This window comes from Ensifer sp. Root127 (assembly GCF_001425225.1).
Lineage (GTDB): Bacteria > Pseudomonadota > Alphaproteobacteria > Rhizobiales > Rhizobiaceae > Ensifer > Ensifer canadensis.
Map to the genome: position 1 here is coordinate 107,531 of NZ_LMDX01000023.1, position 17,640 is coordinate 125,170.

General features: G+C 59.5%; 20 protein-coding genes. 9 read left to right on the top strand and 11 right to left on the bottom strand.

Annotated features, from left to right (window positions below; genetic code table 11):
- The first annotated feature begins 53 nt into the window (after positions 1-53).
- Positions 54-920 (top strand): SDR family oxidoreductase, encoded by an 867-nt coding sequence (locus ASD03_RS22750; RefSeq protein WP_057216553.1) that lies wholly within the window; start codon positions 54-56, stop codon positions 918-920.
- A gap of 96 nt (positions 921-1,016) precedes the next feature.
- On the opposite strand, the gene ASD03_RS22755 is transcribed toward ASD03_RS22750, so the two are convergent.
- From ASD03_RS22755 to ASD03_RS22770, 4 genes are all read right to left on the bottom strand, one after another.
- On the bottom strand, positions 1,017-1,592 hold the full coding sequence (locus tag ASD03_RS22755) for an alpha/beta hydrolase (protein ID WP_348523279.1): 576 nt from the start codon (positions 1,590-1,592) through the stop codon (positions 1,017-1,019).
- A gap of 421 nt (positions 1,593-2,013) precedes the next feature.
- A complete protein-coding gene (locus ASD03_RS22760; RefSeq protein WP_057216556.1) occupies positions 2,014-2,910 on the bottom strand; it encodes an NAD(P)-dependent oxidoreductase in 897 nt (298 codons plus the stop codon).
- A gap of 183 nt (positions 2,911-3,093) precedes the next feature.
- The gene (locus ASD03_RS22765; RefSeq protein WP_057216559.1) at positions 3,094-4,083 is read right to left on the bottom strand and encodes a sugar-binding protein; all 990 of its coding nucleotides are present in this window, start codon (positions 4,081-4,083) and stop codon (positions 3,094-3,096) included.
- A 47-nt stretch (positions 4,084-4,130) separates the two neighbouring features.
- On the bottom strand, positions 4,131-5,111 hold the full coding sequence (locus tag ASD03_RS22770; protein ID WP_057216562.1) for an NAD(P)-dependent oxidoreductase: 981 nt from the start codon (positions 5,109-5,111) through the stop codon (positions 4,131-4,133).
- 132 nt (positions 5,112-5,243) lie between these two features.
- Between ASD03_RS22770 and ASD03_RS22775 the strand changes: the two genes are divergently transcribed.
- Together ASD03_RS22775 and ASD03_RS22780 are read left to right on the top strand one after the other, a co-directional pair.
- Entirely contained in the window at positions 5,244-6,041 is a 798-nt protein-coding gene (locus ASD03_RS22775) for an ATP-binding cassette domain-containing protein (protein ID WP_057216565.1), read from the top strand.
- A 37-nt stretch (positions 6,042-6,078) separates the two neighbouring features.
- Positions 6,079-7,077, top strand: coding sequence for an ABC transporter permease (locus ASD03_RS22780; protein ID WP_057216568.1), 999 nt, complete (start codon positions 6,079-6,081; stop codon positions 7,075-7,077).
- Positions 7,078-7,203: 126 nt separating this feature from the next.
- Here ASD03_RS22780 and ASD03_RS22785 read toward each other — a convergent pair whose 3' ends face one another.
- The 3 genes from ASD03_RS22785 to ASD03_RS22795 all read right to left on the bottom strand — a co-directional run bounded on the left by ASD03_RS22785 (position 7,204) and on the right by ASD03_RS22795 (position 9,406).
- Positions 7,204-7,461 carry a hypothetical protein gene (locus tag ASD03_RS22785; RefSeq protein WP_156408052.1) on the bottom strand — a complete coding sequence of 86 codons (258 nt, stop codon included), beginning with the start codon at positions 7,459-7,461 and terminating at the stop codon, positions 7,204-7,206.
- A 286-nt stretch (positions 7,462-7,747) separates the two neighbouring features.
- Complete coding sequence (locus ASD03_RS22790) at positions 7,748-8,542, bottom strand: Ku protein (RefSeq protein ID WP_057216574.1); 795 nt, start codon at positions 8,540-8,542, stop codon at positions 7,748-7,750.
- A gap of 3 nt (positions 8,543-8,545) precedes the next feature.
- A complete protein-coding gene (locus tag ASD03_RS22795; RefSeq protein ID WP_057216577.1) occupies positions 8,546-9,406 on the bottom strand; it encodes a Ku protein in 861 nt (286 codons plus the stop codon).
- A 169-nt stretch (positions 9,407-9,575) separates the two neighbouring features.
- Between ASD03_RS22795 and ASD03_RS39255 the strand changes: the two genes are divergently transcribed.
- The 3 genes from ASD03_RS39255 (at position 9,576) to ASD03_RS22810 (ending at position 10,457) form a co-directional block, all read left to right on the top strand.
- Complete coding sequence (locus ASD03_RS39255) at positions 9,576-9,905, top strand: hypothetical protein (RefSeq protein WP_146160925.1); 330 nt, start codon at positions 9,576-9,578, stop codon at positions 9,903-9,905.
- The gene (locus tag ASD03_RS22805; RefSeq protein ID WP_057206861.1) at positions 9,902-10,132 is read left to right on the top strand and encodes a hypothetical protein; all 231 of its coding nucleotides are present in this window, start codon (positions 9,902-9,904) and stop codon (positions 10,130-10,132) included. The genes ASD03_RS39255 and ASD03_RS22805 overlap by 4 nt, the downstream gene beginning before the upstream one ends.
- A gap of 85 nt (positions 10,133-10,217) precedes the next feature.
- Entirely contained in the window at positions 10,218-10,457 is a 240-nt protein-coding gene (locus ASD03_RS22810; RefSeq protein WP_057216583.1) for a hypothetical protein, read from the top strand.
- Here the strand turns inward: ASD03_RS22810 and ASD03_RS22815 are convergent.
- Both ASD03_RS22815 and ASD03_RS22820 read right to left on the bottom strand, forming a co-directional pair.
- Positions 10,444-11,004: an NADPH-dependent FMN reductase gene (locus ASD03_RS22815; protein ID WP_057216586.1), complete on the bottom strand. Its 561-nt coding sequence runs from the start codon at positions 11,002-11,004 to the stop codon at positions 10,444-10,446. The two genes, ASD03_RS22810 and ASD03_RS22815, sit on opposite strands and share 14 nt — an antisense overlap.
- Before the next feature lie 338 nt (positions 11,005-11,342).
- The gene (locus tag ASD03_RS22820) at positions 11,343-12,386 is read right to left on the bottom strand and encodes an AraC family transcriptional regulator (RefSeq protein ID WP_057216591.1); all 1,044 of its coding nucleotides are present in this window, start codon (positions 12,384-12,386) and stop codon (positions 11,343-11,345) included.
- A 129-nt stretch (positions 12,387-12,515) separates the two neighbouring features.
- On the opposite strand from ASD03_RS22820, the gene ASD03_RS22825 reads away from it, so the two are divergent.
- A complete protein-coding gene (locus ASD03_RS22825) occupies positions 12,516-13,511 on the top strand; it encodes a hypothetical protein (protein ID WP_057216594.1) in 996 nt (331 codons plus the stop codon).
- 176 nt (positions 13,512-13,687) lie between these two features.
- On the opposite strand, the gene ASD03_RS22830 is transcribed toward ASD03_RS22825, so the two are convergent.
- Together ASD03_RS22830 and ASD03_RS22835 are read right to left on the bottom strand one after the other, a co-directional pair.
- Entirely contained in the window at positions 13,688-14,515 is an 828-nt protein-coding gene (locus ASD03_RS22830; RefSeq protein WP_057216596.1) for an arylamine N-acetyltransferase, read from the bottom strand.
- A gap of 1 nt (position 14,516) precedes the next feature.
- Positions 14,517-15,680, bottom strand: a complete 1,164-nt coding sequence (locus ASD03_RS22835) for a serine hydrolase domain-containing protein (RefSeq protein WP_057216599.1) — start codon at positions 15,678-15,680, stop codon at positions 14,517-14,519.
- A 177-nt stretch (positions 15,681-15,857) separates the two neighbouring features.
- On the opposite strand from ASD03_RS22835, the gene ASD03_RS22840 reads away from it, so the two are divergent.
- Positions 15,858-16,709: a glucose 1-dehydrogenase gene (locus tag ASD03_RS22840; protein ID WP_057216602.1), complete on the top strand. Its 852-nt coding sequence runs from the start codon at positions 15,858-15,860 to the stop codon at positions 16,707-16,709.
- A 34-nt stretch (positions 16,710-16,743) separates the two neighbouring features.
- Positions 16,744-17,637 (top strand): LysR family transcriptional regulator, encoded by an 894-nt coding sequence (locus ASD03_RS22845; RefSeq protein WP_057216605.1) that lies wholly within the window; start codon positions 16,744-16,746, stop codon positions 17,635-17,637.
- Positions 17,638-17,640: the final 3 nt, after the last annotated feature.

The following is a 17,640-nucleotide window of genomic DNA, read 5'->3' on the forward strand; positions in this document are numbered from 1 at the left end:
CATACAACGAAAGGACCGTCCCAATGGGACGGCCCCCTCAATGGAGAATTGTCATGCATGTATTCGTAACGGGCGCGACCGGCTGGGTCGGCTCCGCCGTCGTCGAGGACCTGATCCGCTCAGGACATAAGGTCAGTGGCCTTGTCCGTTCGGCGGGGAAGGCATCAGCCCTTGCAGCCATCGGTGCGAAGGTTGTCGAAGGTTCGCTGGACGACCTCGACATCCTGCGGGCTGCCGCTTCAGCCGCCGACGCCGTAATTCACACCGCCTTCAACCACGACTTCTCGAGGTTCCTGGAGAACGCGGCACAGGACGAACGGGCGATCCAGGCACTGGGAGGCGCACTCAAAGGGTCGGACCGCCCATTGCTCGTTACCTCCGGCCTCTTGGGTCTGCCACGCGGCGCAACCGAAGCAGACCTTCCCAATCCGGCGTCGCCGCGCAAGTCGGAAGCTGCCGCAAGGGCGGTGGCGGAACAGGGCGTGCGCGCAGCGACGGTGCGTCTTGCGCCATCCGTTCATGGGGTGGGCGACCATGGTTTCATCCCGATCGTCGCTGGCCTCGCGCGAGAAAAAGGCGTGTCCGCCTATGTTGATGACGGCTTGAACTGCTGGTCCGGGGTTCACCGTCTGGATGCGGCGCAGGTCTACCGCATGGCCCTTGAAGCCGGCGTGACGGAGAGCGTCTACCATGCGGTTGCCGTCGAAGCGGTTCCGTTCAGGGAAATCGCCGAAGTGATCGGGCGCCAACTCGGCCTGCCGGTCGAACCGCGGCCGCGAGAGCACTTCGGCTGGTTTGCCAACTTTGCAGCGGCGAACATGGCGGCGTCAAGCGCCAGGACCCGCTCGCTCCTCGGCTGGCAGCCGAGTGGTCCGGGCCTGATCGCCGATCTCGATCGACCCGCCTACTTCCCGCGCTGATCGTGAGACGAGTTCTCACTGCCGCGCTGATGCCGAGCCCCAGGCGTTACACTGAAACTGCACGCCAAACACTCGCCTCACGTTTTGCGGTCTATCTCAATGCGCGCGCAGGAAGCGAAATAGATCCTGTGTGAAGTCATGCGGGTTCTGCAAATGGGAAAAGTGGCTGACTTCCGGCTGTATTAGCAGACCGGCACCGGGAATGTTTTCGGCGATGAACAGCGTATCGGTACGCCTGACAATTTCGTCGTGGTCGCCGGCTGCAACCCAGATAGGGTGTTCAAGGTTGCGAAGGTCACTTTTCGTTATGTTTGGTTGCGAGCCCCACATTTTTTCCATTTGCTCAAGGAAGTCGTCGTATTCGACGGGTGTGGAAGACAGCTTTTCATACTCATCGCGCGTCCGCTGAGAATAGTTCTCAAACATCCTGCTATCGGATAGATCGTAGATCCCGGATGGGTCACTGTTAGCCGCAAATGCGAATAGGCGGCTAACTCGGCCAGGATTAGCGATCACTAGCTTGAGGCCGATGATTGCGCCGTCGCTCCAGCCTATGACCGCAGCCGTGGACACCGTTAAATCATCCATCAATGCGATGACGTCGGAGGCCATGCGGTCGTAGCTGAAGGGGTCCGCATTTCGAGTGCTGCGTCCGTGGCCGCGGCTGTCCATAACGATGACCTGATAGGCTTGGCGAGTTCCGGAACCTGATGGCCCCAGTAATTGGAATTGGCGAGACCGCCATGGAGCATAATCACGGGCTCACCGGAACCGTAGACAGCATACCAGATCTTGATGCCGTCGACCGCGACATACCCTTCGCGGGTCGTCGCGGGCAATTCGGGAGTTGCGGGAAGAGTTCGCCACCTTGGTTCTGCCATAGTAGCCTCCATCAACCCTTAGTTTGCGGCCTTCGAAGATCGCGGCAATCGTTGTCCGTGTAAGTTGCAATATACGTGATCTTCTCGCGGTTGCCAGTCACCCGGTTGGGTGACTGGGGCGTTGGCTGCCACAGACGGTTCTGAGCCATGCGGCTGTTTGCGCGTACGACAAGTTTACGCGTGAAGGTGACGAGGAAAACTTTGGGCGGTTTTCAGCCTGAGGTGACGTATTTTCTCCAGCCATGCTCGCTGCGAAAACCCAAAATATCACGCGCCTTCCAGTTCGACAGCAACGTCTCGAACTCGCCGAGTTCCCGCTTGAGCGGTACGCCTGGATAGAAACGGTCGATGAGTTCGCGGGTAGGCAGATCGGAAGAGGTGTCGTCGTTTGCGGCATTGAAGATCTGGAATCCAAGCCCGTCCTTCTCAATCGCGCGAAGCGTGATCTGACCGAGGTCGCGCGCATCGATGTAGCTCCACGCGATGCGTTTTCGAAAGCCCGGATTTGCGAACCATCCAGGAAACAGTTTGTACTCGCTCGGCTCAATGACGTTGCCGATGCGCAGGGCATAGATGTCGAAGCCGCTGCGCAGGGCAAAGGCGCGTGCCGTCTGCTCATTGATAACTTTCGACAAGGCATAGCTGTCCATGGGGTCGACGTCGTACTCCTCGTCGAGCGGAAAGTAGCGCGGACTGCGGGGCTCGTTGGCAAAGACGAGGCCGTAGGTCGTCTCGCTGGATGCTATGATGACCTTGCGAATACCGAGTTTCACAGCAGCTTCGATGACGTTGTAGGTGCCGAGCGCGTTCACGCGGAAAAGTTCGTTGTCAGGAGCGATCATGATGCGCGGGATGGCGGCAAAATGCACGACGGCGTCGATCGGCTGTGGCCTCAAGGATGGGTCGAACTCGTGCAGTCCGGTGTAACTCGACAAGGCGTTGAAGACTTGCCCGCTATCGGTGATGTCCGTGATGAGCGTCCTGACCTTCGGATTGTCGAGAGGCCGGGTATCGAGATTGAGGACCTGGTGACCCTGCTCGATGAGATATTGCACGACATGGCGACCGGCTTTGCCGCTGCCGCCGGTGAAGATGATCCTCTTTGCCATTCTGCTCTCCACAATGTGACGCGGATAAGGTCTCGCTCGCCAATGCGACGCCACGGATCAATTCGTTCCGATGCTGGCGAAGCATGTCGCTCGCGTCAATGGGGATGCCTGCCACCGCCTGCGCTGGCAAGGGTTCGGTCGGCGATTGTCCGGGCGCCCGCGAACGGGGCCCGGACGAGATCGTCACTTCTGGATGCACGTGTCGACTGTATCCTTGGTGCACTCATCAAGACCGGTGAACACCGGATCTTCCACCGGCTTACCGGCGATCAGATCCATCATGACAGACGGTGCCTTGTAGCCCATCTCGAACGGACGCTGCCCGACGAGTGCCGTCACCAGCCCTTCACGCGCAATGGCAACTTCGTCGCCGATGGTATCGGCAGCGCCGATGACGAATTCGTTGCTGGCAATCTTGTCTGCGATCGGCTTGAACAGGTCGCGATAGGGCTGCGGTGCGCCGAATAGTGGCCAGCCACCCATGATACCAAAGGCATCAAGGTCCGGATTGGCGGCGAGAATATCCGTCATGGCCTGCACGCCTTTTGCCCCGTCGTCATTGGTGAAGACTGGGCAGCCTGCGACTTCCGTCCAGCCTCCCTCACCCTTCAGTTCCGTCAGTCCCTCCTTACCGGTCAGGGTGTCGCGCATGCCCTGGGCTCGGCGCAAAATGTTGTCCGCCCCCGGATTGCCCTCGATCGTGCAGATCTTGCCGCCATCCGGCTTGGCCTTCTTGATGTACTCGCCAATCCGGGCACCCATCAGGTAGTTGTCGGTACCGAGATAAGTCTTGCGCAGGGCCGAGTCCTCTTTGGCTAGATCCGCGTCGAGCGTCATGACGGGGATCGTCGGGTTCGCGGTCTTTAGCGTTTGAGCGATCAGTTTGGCATTAGACGGCGAAATGGCGATTGCTGCCGTGTCGGCTTTGCCGAGCATGTCCTGAACGATCTGTGCTTCGCCGGCTTCGTCGGATGTCGAGGCTGGTCCAGTGTAGAAGCACTCATACTCGGAATCCGGGTTTTCCTTGTTCCATTTCTGGCAACCCTGATTGATCGCTTCGAAGAAGGGGTTATCGAGCCCCTTCACGACGATGACGAGCTGCTTCTTGGCTAGAGCCTGGCCGGCACAGAGCGCCAGGACAGCGACGGCGGCCAGCAATACTGTCTTTCTCATTCTATCCTCCCATTGAACAAGCGGACGTTGTTTGTCCGCGGCACAAATCAACCCGGATAAAAGACGACACGAGGATCGTTCGACTGACGCTCGTATTGCCAGGCCGAGTCGATAAGCTTTTCGAGATCGTAGTCAGGGCGCCAATCCAGAAGGTATTTGGCCTTGCTGTTATCCATCCAGTTCGAGTGGAAGCCGCTGGGGACGTCGACCGAGCCGAGGCCGCGCGTACGTGCAAGGTAGCTTGCCACCTCGCCATAGTCGACTGGACGGTCCATGGAGACGTTGAACAACTGCCGTGCGGCGCGGGGATTGTCGATCGCTGCCAGGATCGCCGAGACCAGGTCGCTGACGTGTACGAAATTGCGTTTGAGCGGCCGGCCATCTGCGTCGCGAAGGAGCGGCACGGTTCCGGCCTCGGCGTATCGCCTTGCTTCTGCGGGCGCAAAGAAGGTCTTCCAGTCGGGCCCGCCAAACACATCGTCGCCGAACGACAACGTCTGTTTGAAGTCGTCCTTCTCCATGATCCACGGCGCGCGAAGGCAGCAACCGTTCGTGCCGTATTGAATTGCGTACTGATCGAGCATCACTTCCTCGATGACCTTCGATAGCGCGTAGCAACCGGGATAAGCGCGGTGCGGCGTCTTCTCAGTCACGGGACCATCGTGGCGATAAAAGAAATGGCCGACCGACGCGTCCCCACCGACGAGGATAAACTGGCGTGCGGAAGGGCTGACCCGGAAGGCCTCGAGTAGCCAGAACAATCCTTTAACCGTGATGTCCATGACCGCGTCTGGCGTTTCCTTGCAGGTGGCGAGGTGCACCACATGGGTGACGCTCTTCATTGCCGCATCTGCGACGTCGCGGTCGGCGATCGTCCCGCGGACCATGTCGATTCGATCGCACGGCTCGAGCAGGCGATTGTGGCAGAGCGCACGGATCTGCGCCTGCGAAAAACGCGGTTGGTCAAGCAGCCCCGCGATGAGGCTCCGCCCGACCTTGCCCGTTGCACCGGTGACAAGGATAAGCATTTTTGTCTCCCACTGATGGCTAATATACAGGGCAACGTGTATTTGTCATACAAAACAGTTTCTAGGCATAGGACGTCATTGACGCCTTCATAAGGATTTGCGTAAATAAAGATGTAGACCGCTGGGTGAAGACTGAGGAACGATCGCGCCCGTTGGCGTGCCGGCGTGCTTCGGGAGGCGAGACGACTGGTGGCGACACTCGAGATCACCAACATTTCCAAGCATTTCGGCGCCATTCAGGCGGTCAACGACGTTTCGCTCTCGCTGGAAGCAGGCCAGGTGGTCGGCCTCATGGGGGATAACGGCGCCGGTAAGTCGACGCTGGTCAAAATGATTGCCGGCAACCATCGCCCGAGCCAGGGAACGATACGGCTCGACGGCAACGAAATCGTGCTGCATCGGCCGATAGAGGCAAGGCAGCACGGCATCGAGATCGTTCATCAGGACCTGGCGCTGTGCAATAATCTCTCGGCGGCGGCAAATGTGTTCCTTGGACGCGAACTCAGGCGCGGCTTTGGCCCACTGCGGGTCCTTGACTACAAGGCAATGTACCGTCGCGCGGGAGAGATCTTTAGCGAGCTTCGATCCGAAACTCGCCCCCGCGATCTCGTCAGGCAAATGTCCGGAGGGCAGCGGCAAGCGGTCGCGATCGCGCGAACGATGATCTCCGAGGCAAAGATCGTCCTTATGGACGAGCCGACGGCGGCCATTTCGGTGCGCCAGGTCGCCGAGGTGCTGCATCTGATCCGTGGTTTGCGCGATCGCGGCATCGCGGTCGTGCTCATCAGCCATCGTATGCCGGATGTTTTTGATGTCGCAGATCGCGTCATCGTCATGCGGCGCGGCCGAAAGGTCGCCGACAAGCCAATTCTGCAGACGTCGCCTGAAGAAGTGACAGGATTGATTACGGGCGCCATCGAAAGAGGATGAGCGCTGCAGGTGCCGCATCGGAGGAATGCGTAAGAAAATGGCAACAATGCTCGACCAGACGATCGCTCACAAACAACGCACGTTGGGCGCTGCGATCCTCGCCAACCAGACGTTCTGGGTGTTCGTCGCTGTCGTTCTGGCATGCATCTTCCTTTCCTTCGCAACGGATTCGTTTGCCACAGCGAAGAACCTCTACAACATCACCCGCAACGCCACCTTCGTCGCTATCATTGCCCTCGGCATGACGCTGGTTATCATCACCGGCGGGATCGACTTGTCGGTTGGGTCGGTGCTTTGCCTATGCAGCATGGTCTTGGCGGTCGTCATGCATTCCGGCTACAGCATCGAGGTCGGGATTGTCGCCTCGGTGGCAACGGCGCTTTTCATCGGCGCGTTCAACGGTGTGCTCATCGCCTATGTCGGATTTCCTCCTTTTGTGGTGACACTCGGCATGCTTTCGATCGCACGAAGCCTGGCGATGGTAGCGTCAAACAACACGGTTGTTTTCCAGTTCGGACCGGACCACGACAAACTGCTCGCTCTTGGCGGGGGGGCCTGGCTGTTCGGCATCGCCAACCCGGTGATCTACATGATTGTGCTGACGCTGCTGACGGGTTTCGTTCTGCGATGGACGAGGCTGGGCCGCTATATCTACGCCATCGGCGGCAACGAGCACGCCGCGACTGCTACCGGTATACCTGTGCGTCCGATCAAGGTCGGTGTGTATATGATTTCTGCCCTCGCCGCCGGTGTCGCCGGCATCATCCAGACTGGCTGGCTCGGAGCGGTAACAACGAATATCGGCGCTGGCATGGAACTTCAGGTCATCGCAGCGGCGGTGATTGGTGGCGCCAACCTGGCCGGCGGCGTTGGCACGGCCTTAGGCGCACTGGTCGGTGCGGCGCTCATCGAGGTAATCCGCAATAGCCTCGGGCTGCTCGGCATCAACGCGTTCTGGCAGGGAACGTTCATTGGCGGCGCGACCATCCTGGCGGTGCTTTTCGACCGCATCCGCAATTTCCGGCAGACCGAGTAGCTGCGAGATTTCGTCGCGCAAACCGCTCGATGAATTGTTCTGCGAGTTGGAATCTACGCCGGCGCGGCCGAGATGGAACGAGATGAAAAGGATTGCGGCGAGTGCACAGGTGGCTCGCCCAATGGGCTAACGCACCATGCGCGGGCTTACACCTGCCAACATCTTGATGATGTCGTCCTCTAGCTTCTGACAGAGATCCTCATACTCCTCCCTCACCGTGGGATCTAGCATCAGTTGCTCCCGTAACTCATCACGCTTCATGGCGGCGACGCCGTAAGCTTCGAGCAGATCGTTGATCGCAAGGAAGTTGGCATCGGAAATCTGTTTCCGGTGTCGTGGCAGCCGCATCATCATTCGGGTTCGCCCGACCTTCTCGAAATTCATCATCCGCTCCTCGGTCTGTCGGCTGAGAGATTGTCCACCACCAAAATGAAAGTAGCAAGATGACTTTGAGCCGACGCATCAACGGGGCGCGTGTCTCTAGCGGATCGAGAACTAGTCATGAAATCCCATTCGCAAACTCCCACCTGATCAAAACGCGCGGAGTGTGACATGTTCAAGCAACCACATGCCGGTCTATCTCAAAGCAGCACAATTATGCGTCGGATTTCTCATGGCGCTACTCTCAGAGTTTGGGATCCCTCCGGGGAGGAAAGCCTTGGGGAAGGGACTACCGGGCTTTGCCGCGCTTCTCTCGTTCTAAGCTGTCGCGAAGCGCTGACATGATATCGACGACGTTGTCTTTCGCCGGTGTAATCCTGCGCTTGGCCTTCGGCTTCAACGTCTTCTTCTTCTCGGCGATCAGTTCGAGCATGCGATCCTGAATGGGGTCGGTGATCGGCACCCACTTCTTTGTCTGCTGCTTGATCAACTGCTTCATTAGCGGAGCAAGGCCGCCCTCGGGCTTTGCCTTGATGTTCGAGAAATACTCTTCCTCAGGTCTCACCTCGTCACCATAGCGCAACGTCCATAGAACGATGCCTTCGCCGCGGGGCTCAAGCATCACCGCACGCTCTCTCTGGCCGAAGACGAGACGGGAAATTCCAACGACGTTCTCTGAGCGCATGGCGTCGCGGATCACGGCGAACGCATCTTCACCAACCTTGTCGTTCGGCACGAGGTAGTGCGGTTTTTCGAGCCAGATCCATTCGATGGAATCCCGTGGCGTGAACATGTCGATCTCAATCGTCCGGACGCTCTCCAGCGCCACCGCATCGAGCTCTTCCTCCTCGAGCATGATGTAATCGCCTTCGCCACGCTCATAGCCTTTCACCTGGTCCTCTGTATTGACTTCCTTGCCGGTCACGCTGTCGACGTAGAGTGAAGCCACGCGGTTGCCGGTGGCGCGGTTCATGGTGTGAAAGCGGATCTTCTCGGTGTCGCTGGTGGCCGGCGACAGGGCGACGGGGCAGGTGACCAGTGAAAGCTTGAGGTAACCTTTCCAGTATGGTTTGACGGCGGCCATGGCTTAGCCCGCCTTTTTTCGAGCTGCCGGCCGGGACGCCGGGACGGCTCGCGCAGCTGCCGCAGCGGTGCGAGCCTTGGACGCCCGGGCAGAGCCGAAGCCAGCACTCATGCGAAGCGCTTCCATGAGGTTCGTCGAAGGCTCGACCTTCGGCTGTTTCTTCACCTTGACCGCGCGGCCTTCCATCTTCGCCTTCACGAGCTCGGCAAGCGCCGCGTCGTATCGGTCGTCGAAGGTTCGCGGATCGAACAGGCCGGCCTTGGTCTTGATGATGTGCTTAGCCAGATCCAGCATTTCGCCTTCGATCTTGAGCTTGGGAATGTCGGCGAAGGCTTCCTTGGCGGAGCGAACCTGATAGTCGAAATTGAGGGTGGTAGCGATCAGCCCGTCACCGTGGGCGCGAATGAGAACTGTCCGGAGCCGGCGGAAAAGCACAGCTTGGGCAAGGGCGCCGACCTTGGACTCACGCATTGCATCCCGGATCAGGACGAAGGTCTCTTCGCCCAGCCGATCGGGGAGCAGGTAATAGGGTTTGTCGAAATAGAGATCATTGATTTCGCCGAACGGCACATAGGATTGTATGCGCAAGGTCTTGTCGCTTGGAGGAACCGCCGCGGCCAACTCATCGGGTTCAAACAGCACGTAGCGGCCGTCATCGACCTCATAGCCTTTGATCTGATCCTCGCGTTCAACTACCTTCCACGTGTCGATATCGACATATTCCCGCTTCACGCGATTGCCGGTTTTTCGGTTCAAGGTGTTGAAGCTCACGCGCTCGGAGGTCGACGCAGCGCTGTGAAGCGCCACGGGGCAACTAATCTCGGCAAACTTCAAAAAGCCCTTCCAAAGAGCACGTCCGGCCATATCGATTTCTCCCGGTAGCCCGGATTCAACGGAGGCAGATTACGTTTGTTCCGGCTAAGACGCGAATCAATTGTGGCGTTTAGTGGGCTGTCGATAGTAGGATGAACCTATCCACGAGTATTGCGTTTGGGAGTCTGTTGCACAGTCCAGGAGTGAGGGAGGCGGTGCTATGAACACGAAGCTCCATATCGACGGGTCATTTGAGGCTATGCACCGGGCCCTCGACGAAGCCAATCGCGCCTTTGAAAGTGGCGGCGCCGATCGACATCGCGACGCTCTGCAGCGCCTCGGCCGCGCGGTGATGAACTCCCTTGCCGAGATCATCGAGACCGACGGCGGAACGGACGGCTACCTCTACGACGCCGACGGCATCGCCCATGATATCGAGGCTTGTTATCACAAGCTGGTCGAGGAAGAGGAAGCGGCCGAGCCGCACCAGGCGCCGCAGCAAGCCAGCCATGGAACGCTCAACGTTCGTCAACAGGGAGTAGGGCGATGATCACCGGCACAGATCTGCTGCAGATTTCACTTGCGCGTGTGAACATGGACCGGTCCGACCTCGAGGCGGCCGGCGTGATCGATCCCGGACAAGCGGGCGACAAGGCCTGGTCAAACTTCGGACGGGACATGGACACCTTCATATTGAAGCTGCCGGAATGGCGCCGTGCAGCGCTCGCCGCTGTGATCAGAGCGAGAGCGGGCAGCACCAGTGAGGTGTCCCATTAACGCGCTCAGATCTATGTTTTCGAGCCCAATGTGACGTATAGCTACGAGAAACGCCTCCGAGTACCTGCTCTCCGTTCACGCACGCATGCCAGACTATCTCAGACCCCTGCTTTATCTGCTTGTTCTCTTTTTTACGCATCACCGCTGCAGCGGCGGGACCTTTTTTCATCGATTGCCGCTCGAGCAGCGCTTGATGGAACTCGCCAATTGGCGCCGATCCCGCATCGAATTCCGGCGCCGTTTTGTGGATTTTTACGGCTCGCTCGGTGTCTTTGGCCTGTATCCAGATCATTTACGGGCGCTGCCACCATTCAAATATCAATAGCGTCTGGAATCTCGCTTTTCTGGCTCCGGCAGAACGCTGCAAAGTCCTTGAGGAATTTCTCCGCCCCGGAACGATTAGCCGAAGTCATGAGGCTTTCCCTGATTGCGTCCGGCGCCTGCTTGATCACCGGAAATCGAAAGAAAATACTCTCGGAGAAATTCGAGCTTACGGTCGAAAGTACCGTTCGCAGCGCCGCCAGCATGTCCTCGCCTCGGTGCGAAGCATGGGCGAGGGCTATTGGTTTTCCGATCACCGCCTCACCGGAGACAAGCCAGTCGATCGCGTTTTTGAGGCCACCGGGAATGCTGCGAACATATTCGGGGCTCGAAATGATCAGCCCATCACTCGCGGAAATTTTTTCGATGAACCGGATGACGCTTTCTGGGGTATTCGGGCCCTCAAGGTCAGGAGAAAAGACCGGCAACTCACCGATCCGGTCAAAGACATCGATTGCGACATCGGCCGGTGCCAAGGCTTGGAAAGCCCTTAACAAGGCCGTGTTGGTGGATAGCTGACGTGTGCTGCCCGAAATCGCCAATATCTTCATGCTCAAAAGATAATGGAATATCCTTATCCGGCAAGCGGTCCACACCAGCGAGTTGAGCCCGAGTCGATAGGTGAGGAAGTAGTTCAATTCGACTCAAGAACTGAGATTCAATCGTCTACTGAGTCCAGGCCGACGACTTCGCTTTGATCAGTCTTTGGTCGTGGCGGCGCGCGTGCCACGAGTTCATGCGGTTGACGCATCGATCCTATCCCTCCGGCAGCAAGGCTGACGGTCCTTTTTCCGGCTCGGATGCAGGCGGGTCTGCCCCGCATAAGCGCAAGGCCGGCCATCGCAAAATTTGATGTTACATGCCCAACCGGACGAGCTTGTTTGCGTGGTCAGGGGAAGCCCCGGCTAGCGCTGTCTACTTGAACAGGACCACCCATCCGGCATGAACGCCACTCTGTCGGGTTCATGCCGGTCACGCGCCGGAATTCACGATTGAAATTGGATTTCGTCAGAAAGCCTACGTCGTAGACGATCGTGGTGACGGCGATATCGGCTTTTTCGAGGAGCCGGCAGGCCTCCGCGATCCGGAAATCGTTGACATACTGCGAGAGGTTCTTGCCGCAAACGATGTTGACGGCCTTCGACAGGTGACGGGCGGGAATGCCTGCCCTGCGCGCCAGCCGGCTAAGGTTGAGCTCATGGTCGCGATAGAGCCCTTGCGTCTGCATCAGTTGCGCCAGGCGCGCAACAATATGGGTGTCGTCGTCGGATGCCGGCGCCGGCTGCACGGCTTCGGGCTCGCGCGGGATCGGAGCTCGGGATGCGATCGCAGCCCCGGCCCCGAGCAAAAGCACGAGGGGGATCGTCGCAACGGTGACGATCGTGGCGGCATACGAACCGTCGAACACGCGCAGGTCCAATGCGATCAAGCTGTCCGCGATGACCGCAAGCAACAGCGTCGCAGCCATGATCTGCAGCGACCGATGAACGAGAGGGGCATCGTCGAAACGCGCAAGGTCGAGCGCGTCCGAGCCCCCCGATGCGAGACGTCCAAGGGCGACCGCATAACAAGCGAAGATGGCGATGAGGGTCAGATCGAGCCATTGTGGTGAGGCGACGGCAAGGAGTGTCACCAGCAGCGACGGCAAAATGTGCGGCCAGAAGCGATAGGCGGATCTGTTGCCCGGCTCGGCGACGAAGGTTGCAAAACAGACCCAGGCCATGGGGCCGACGGCAGAGGCAAGAATGGCCTGGGCCGGCAAGACACGTTCGATCCCATAGCCCCAGCGCACGCCGATGACCGTCGCAAGAACGCAAAGCAACAGGACCAATATCCGGAAATGGCGGCTGGCAGCCTGCTCACGAAGGCTCATCTGTACCAAAAGAATGAGCAGAAGCAGCGCCGCGACGAACGGCAACGGAACGAAGAGCATCGAGTCGGTCCTGTTTTGCGGCCACTATTGACCAGATCGTGATCGGAGACGACCTCGAACATGATCTGGGTCTCTATTGCGCAACCGTCATGTCAATGTCCTCGGCGTCATTTCAATCGGGCCAACCCCATGATCTTGTTCAGACCGTTTTTCGTGCTTCTTTTTCAGGTTACACTTCTCATATCCTCGGCCGCCTGTGCGAGCGTCGGCTTCCAGGAGGTTGAAGTTTCTGATCCTCTCGATCGGCCTATCCATACAGCGATCTGGTATCCATCGAACGAAGCGCCTCGGTTGCAGGCACTCGGCGATTATACCCAGACCGTTGCCGCCGACGGTCCCGTCGTTGGCAAGCGACTACCCCTGGTGGTCCTCTCGCACGGCACGGGTGGCAGCGCCTACGGCCATCACGATACGGCCTTCGCGCTGGCCGAAGCCGGGTTTGTCGTTGTCGCCCTTTCGCATTCCGGCGACAACTATGCCGACATGCGCCACTACGCCACCCGCAGACAGCTGACCGAGCGGCCGCGGCATATATCGCTGATCATCGACTACATGCTGCAGACCTGGCCGCAGCGTGCTGCAATCCATCCGGATCGTGTCGGCATTTTTGGGTTCTCCATTGGCGGCTTCACGTCGCTCGTCGCCCTGGGTGGCAAGCCTGAGCTTTCCGGTCTGATCGACCAATGTGTGGCGTTTCCGCAAAGATGGGTCTGCCGCGAGTTCGGCGGGGCAGACAGTATCGCCCGGAGCTTCGGCGCTGCGCCGCTGGACATCGTTCGCGATGAACGGCTGAAGGCGGCCTTCGTCGCCGCCCCGGCGATGCCGGCCCTGTTCCTGCCAGACGGTCTGCGCGAAGTCCAAAAGCCGGTGGCACTCTGGGCGGCGGAGCTGGATCACATCGTGCCAGTGGAGCCGGACTTCGCAATCGTGAAGAGCGGGTTGCCGGTCATGCCAGTATCTCATATCGAGCCTGGCGCCGGACATTACTCATTCCTCGCGCCTTGCACAAAGAGCCAGCTGGCGGCGTTGCACGAAATCTGCACCGATACACCCGGCTTCGATCGGGCAGAATTTCATGCGCGCCTGAACGCAGCCGTCGTCGCCTTCTTCCGCCGAAATCTCTAGCTCGGGCCGCGTCTACGCGCCGGATGCAGTCATTCAAAGTGCTACAGCGACCTTTGCGCGTCTAAGTAAGACGCGCGGCGCTGTAGTCCCTCCAGGTGAATTTTGTGGACAGGCGCCAACGGCGGCATCATCCAGCCTCGCGATAATTGGCGACAATGGTCGGCAACGACAATGGCTCATGCGGGTGTGCTCGTTACCTGGGGCAAGATTCGCCGCCATTCGTTTTGGAACGGCAGCCCGAACAGATTAATCAGCGCCTCCTCGGTTGCCACTGCATCCAGCCAACGACGATCGACCTGTCCATTACGATGGCGGATCGTCAGCCTGTTCCCGAGCAGTACGTTTCGTGCTTCCGGCGTCGTCAAGGCCACAAGCAGTTGCTGGCGGAAATGGGAGTGTGGATGGGTCGAGGCGCCGGCGTTTGCGATATCGTATTCCTCGTCGGCGCAGATTCTCGTCGAAACCTCGTAGACCGGTGACCACTTTGCGGCGAGCAGGACCTTGAGCAAAAAGCCTTCCGGTGTAGCGGTCAAACGAAACATCTCATGCGTCGTCGGTTGTGGCGCCGCGACGTCAAAGCGCAAGGGAAGTGTTGGAACGCAGCTGCCGAAGCCGACGTCGACGAGATAGGCTACTCCATCAACAACGACGCGCAGCGCCATATGCGACCAGGCCGGCGGCGGAGCGGTTCTTTCCCGCATCCACAGGACGCGGGCAATTAGCGGCTCTGCCACGTAGCCGAGCGATAACAGGACCCTTTGAAACAGTCCGTTGTGCTCGAAGCAGTATCCGCCGCGCCGGCGCGCGATCAGTTTGACATCGACGGTTGCGGGCGACAGATCGATCCCGTGTCCCAGAAGGACGTCGATGGCTTCGAACGGAATCGTTGCGACATGGTGCGCGATAATCGCCCGAAGGTTCGCAAGATCCGGTGAGCGCGGCCCGCCGTAGCCAATGCGCGCGAAGTATTGGTCGAGGTCGACGGGAACAGCAGATCTCGGCATGTCAAAGGCTCCGGTATAGGGCATCGCGTAGGTCGGTCGTAAAGCGGCCGATCATGCCTTCGAACGCGGTGTTGGTGAGCGCAACGATGGAAAGGCGTCGATCCGGATCGATGAACCATTTGTGCCCATAGGCGCCGTCCCATTGCAGCGTCCCCGGACTTTGCGGACTTCCGGCGTCTTCAGGAGAGGCAAGGATCGCGCCTCCAAAGCCGAACTCCCAGCCCGGTCCCGCGGCTGTGCCTGCAGTCTTCGCCTGCATTTCAAACATTGAACGGGCGGTCTCGCGTTTCAATATGGGCGTACCACCCGTTCTGAGACATTCGAGAAGGCGCAGGATATCGCCGGCCGTGCCGGCGCCGCTTGAAGGAAAAGCTTGGGTGTTGAAAATCCGCACGGGGGAGAACCTGACCGGATTGCCGAAGAACGGAATGGCATCGTCATCCGCCAATCGCCGTGGTCGAGGCGTCGCGTTACCGTAATGCGTGACAAGCCGGCTGCGATCGACAACCGAAAATGCCGTATCCTCCATCTGCAGCGGACCGGTCACCAGCGTCGCCACCGCGTCTGAAAGCGCACGTTCCGTCGCACGCTCGATGACGGCACCGAGAACGTCGAGGCTCATCGAGTAGCCCCAGCCCTCTCCGGGCGGATAGGCGAGCGGGACGGCGTTCAATTTCCGAATGAGGTCGGAAAGATCGTCATTGTTGTTGTCGAGCCCGGTGCTGATGGCGAGCCTCTGATAGGGGCCGTCACCTCGTTCCATGAAGGCGTAGCTGAGCCCGGCGCTGTGCGTCAGCAGATGGCGCAGGGTAATGCGCGGCAGGCTTCCGTCCGGCAGGCGCGGCGAGAAGTCGGGCAACCATGTCGATACCGCATCGTCGAGATGCATCACGCCTTTGTCGATCAATGCCAGGGCGGCCGCTGTTACGATCGGCTTTGTGACGGATGAGAGCAGGAAGATGCTCTCGAGTTGCATCCGGCGCCCCGCCTCTCGATCGGCAAAGCCGGCAGCGCGCTGGTAGGTGAGGCTGCCGTCGATGGAAACCAGGACGACGGTGCCGACGATCCGCTCTTGCGCCAAAGCGTCGTCGATCGCCTTATCAACCGCGGCCCGCAATCGCGGCAGCGGCGTTCGTTTCAGTTCGGTTGACGTCAGTCCGCTCATCGATTTTCTCCCGTCAGCGCCCCGGTCTTTGCCGACAGGGCCTCGCATCGATGGGAACGGCTCGGTGTGGACGAGTCGATTGCCTGCCTGCGTATGGGAGGCATACGCCGCTACAGGAGGACGTGGTCGCAAGCGTAGGCTACACAACCACCGCAGTTTCAGCGTGGAGGTCGGTCGATGAATGCACTTGAACAGAGATATTCCGGAAAGGTCGCGCTGGTCGCCGGCGCGAGTAAGGGCATAGGCGCGGCCACCGCCAGGGCATTTGCGAATGAAGGCGCGTCCGTTGTGCTGCTTGCCCGCTCGAAACAGGCGATCGATGAAGTTGCGCTTTCGATCCGCGAGCGGGGCGGGGAGGCGTTGGCGATCCAGGCGGATGTCGGTGACGAGCGCGCGATGAAACGCGCCCTGGACAGCGCCCTTGAGCGGTATGGACGACTGGACGCTGCCTTTAACAATGCGACCGACGGCGGTATGCCGGCGCCCCTTGCCGATCTCGATATCGAGGCCTTCGATCGCAGCATGCGAACCAATATTCGTGGCACCTTCATTGGTATGCGCCACCAGATCGCAGCCATGTTACACAACGGCGGTGGCGCGATCGCCAACATGGCCTCCGTTGCCGGGGTGAATGGGACATCAGGTCTTTCGGCCTATGTCGCGGGAAAGGCCGGCATTATCGGCCTTACGAAGGCTGCGGCGCTCGACTACGCCGATCAGGGGATCCGCATAAACGTCGTCGCCCCAGGGCCGATCCTGACCCATCATCTCGAAGCCGCAGGCGCACAGGTACAGCAGCAAGCCGCTCTTTCGACGCCGATGCGCCGTCTTGGCACGGTCGAGGAGGTTGCGGCGGCAGTGCTCTGGCTTTGTTCCGAACAGGCAAGTTACATCACCGGCGCGGTGCTTCCCATCGACGGGGGAATGACGGCAGGCACCAAGCTGTCTATGAATTATCGCCGGGATCAGCCCACCTCGGCTGGCGGTGGATTGACGGATCTTGCGGTGCCGGCTTCGGGTCCGTCGTAGGGTGCAGGCGCAAATTTGGGATGGAGATAGCCGTATGGACTGGGAAGAACTGCGTCTTGTTCAGGTGCTCGCACGCCACGGCTCCCTAAGTGCGGCGGCCCGCAGCCTTGGCACCACGCAGCCGACGCTCAGTCGTCGCCTTGACGCCTTCGAGACAAAATGCGGCCATAAGCTCTTCGAAAGGCATTCGAACGGGCTGATGCCGACTGTCGCATGCCAGTCCATCCTGTCGATTCTCGAGCAGATGGAGGCGAGTGCCCTGGCAGTAGAGCGCCGCTTTGCGGCGCAGGAGGAAGGGCTGCAGGGAACAGTTACCGTGACTACCCTCGACTGGCTGGGCGACTATGTCATCGCGCCCATTCTGGCGAAGTTCGCCGCCGACCATCCGGGCATCACCATCAATCTCATCAACGATAGCAGGCGCTTCAACCTGTCCCGGCGAGACGCTGATATCGCCTTCCGGTTTGGCGGCTTCGACCAGAAGGACATCGTTGAATGGAAGGTGGCGGAAGTTCGGTACGGGTTGTTCGCATCGCGCGACTACATCGGGCGTTTCGGAAAGCCGGCAACCGGGGATAGCACGGCGCATTCCATCGTCGAACTCGCCGAGGCGCCCGTACGCGTATCGCTTTCCACGTGGCTGAAGGAGATCCTTCCGGACGCAAGGGTGATCCTGCGGACAAATTCGATACGCTCACAACTGAGTGCGGTGGAAGCGGGTGTAGCGGTTGCCACGCTTCCTTTCTTTCTGGCCGCCGATCGACTGGGATTGCTTGCCGTGGATACAGGGAACTCTCCACCGACATTGCCACTCGTGATCGGCGTTCATAGCGACATGCGCCGCATACCTCGTATCCGAAAACTCATTGACTTTGCTGTCTCCGAGTTCGTCGGCCTTCGATCACGGCTCAGTCCTGCAAGGCCATAGCGA

Bases quoted from the DNA above. Each gene is read 5' to 3' on its own strand.
- ASD03_RS22780 (WP_057216568.1), top strand. From the start codon at position 6,079: ATGGCAACAATGCTCGACCAGACGATCGCTCACAAACAACGCACGTTG.
- ASD03_RS22825 (WP_057216594.1), top strand. From the start codon at position 12,516: ATGATCTTGTTCAGACCGTTTTTCGTGCTTCTTTTTCAGGTTACACTT.
- ASD03_RS22840 (WP_057216602.1), top strand. From the start codon at position 15,858: ATGAATGCACTTGAACAGAGATATTCCGGAAAGGTCGCGCTGGTCGCC.
- ASD03_RS22750 (WP_057216553.1), top strand. From the start codon at position 54: ATGCATGTATTCGTAACGGGCGCGACCGGCTGGGTCGGCTCCGCCGTC.
- ASD03_RS22790 (WP_057216574.1), bottom strand. From the start codon at position 8,542: ATGGCCGCCGTCAAACCATACTGGAAAGGTTACCTCAAGCTTTCACTG.
- ASD03_RS22795 (WP_057216577.1), bottom strand. From the start codon at position 9,406: ATGGCCGGACGTGCTCTTTGGAAGGGCTTTTTGAAGTTTGCCGAGATT.
- ASD03_RS22785 (WP_156408052.1), bottom strand. From the start codon at position 7,461: ATGAATTTCGAGAAGGTCGGGCGAACCCGAATGATGATGCGGCTGCCA.
- ASD03_RS22845 (WP_057216605.1), top strand. From the start codon at position 16,744: ATGGACTGGGAAGAACTGCGTCTTGTTCAGGTGCTCGCACGCCACGGC.
- ASD03_RS22815 (WP_057216586.1), bottom strand. From the start codon at position 11,004: ATGAAGATATTGGCGATTTCGGGCAGCACACGTCAGCTATCCACCAAC.
- ASD03_RS22760 (WP_057216556.1), bottom strand. From the start codon at position 2,910: ATGGCAAAGAGGATCATCTTCACCGGCGGCAGCGGCAAAGCCGGTCGC.
- ASD03_RS22805 (WP_057206861.1), top strand. From the start codon at position 9,902: ATGATCACCGGCACAGATCTGCTGCAGATTTCACTTGCGCGTGTGAAC.
- ASD03_RS22755 (WP_348523279.1), bottom strand. From the start codon at position 1,592: ATGGACAGCCGCGGCCACGGACGCAGCACTCGAAATGCGGACCCCTTC.
- ASD03_RS22765 (WP_057216559.1), bottom strand. From the start codon at position 4,083: ATGAGAAAGACAGTATTGCTGGCCGCCGTCGCTGTCCTGGCGCTCTGT.
- ASD03_RS22830 (WP_057216596.1), bottom strand. From the start codon at position 14,515: ATGCCGAGATCTGCTGTTCCCGTCGACCTCGACCAATACTTCGCGCGC.
- ASD03_RS22810 (WP_057216583.1), top strand. From the start codon at position 10,218: ATGCCAGACTATCTCAGACCCCTGCTTTATCTGCTTGTTCTCTTTTTT.
- ASD03_RS22835 (WP_057216599.1), bottom strand. From the start codon at position 15,680: ATGAGCGGACTGACGTCAACCGAACTGAAACGAACGCCGCTGCCGCGA.
- ASD03_RS39255 (WP_146160925.1), top strand. From the start codon at position 9,576: ATGAACACGAAGCTCCATATCGACGGGTCATTTGAGGCTATGCACCGG.
- ASD03_RS22770 (WP_057216562.1), bottom strand. From the start codon at position 5,111: ATGCTTATCCTTGTCACCGGTGCAACGGGCAAGGTCGGGCGGAGCCTC.
- ASD03_RS22820 (WP_057216591.1), bottom strand. From the start codon at position 12,386: ATGCTCTTCGTTCCGTTGCCGTTCGTCGCGGCGCTGCTTCTGCTCATT.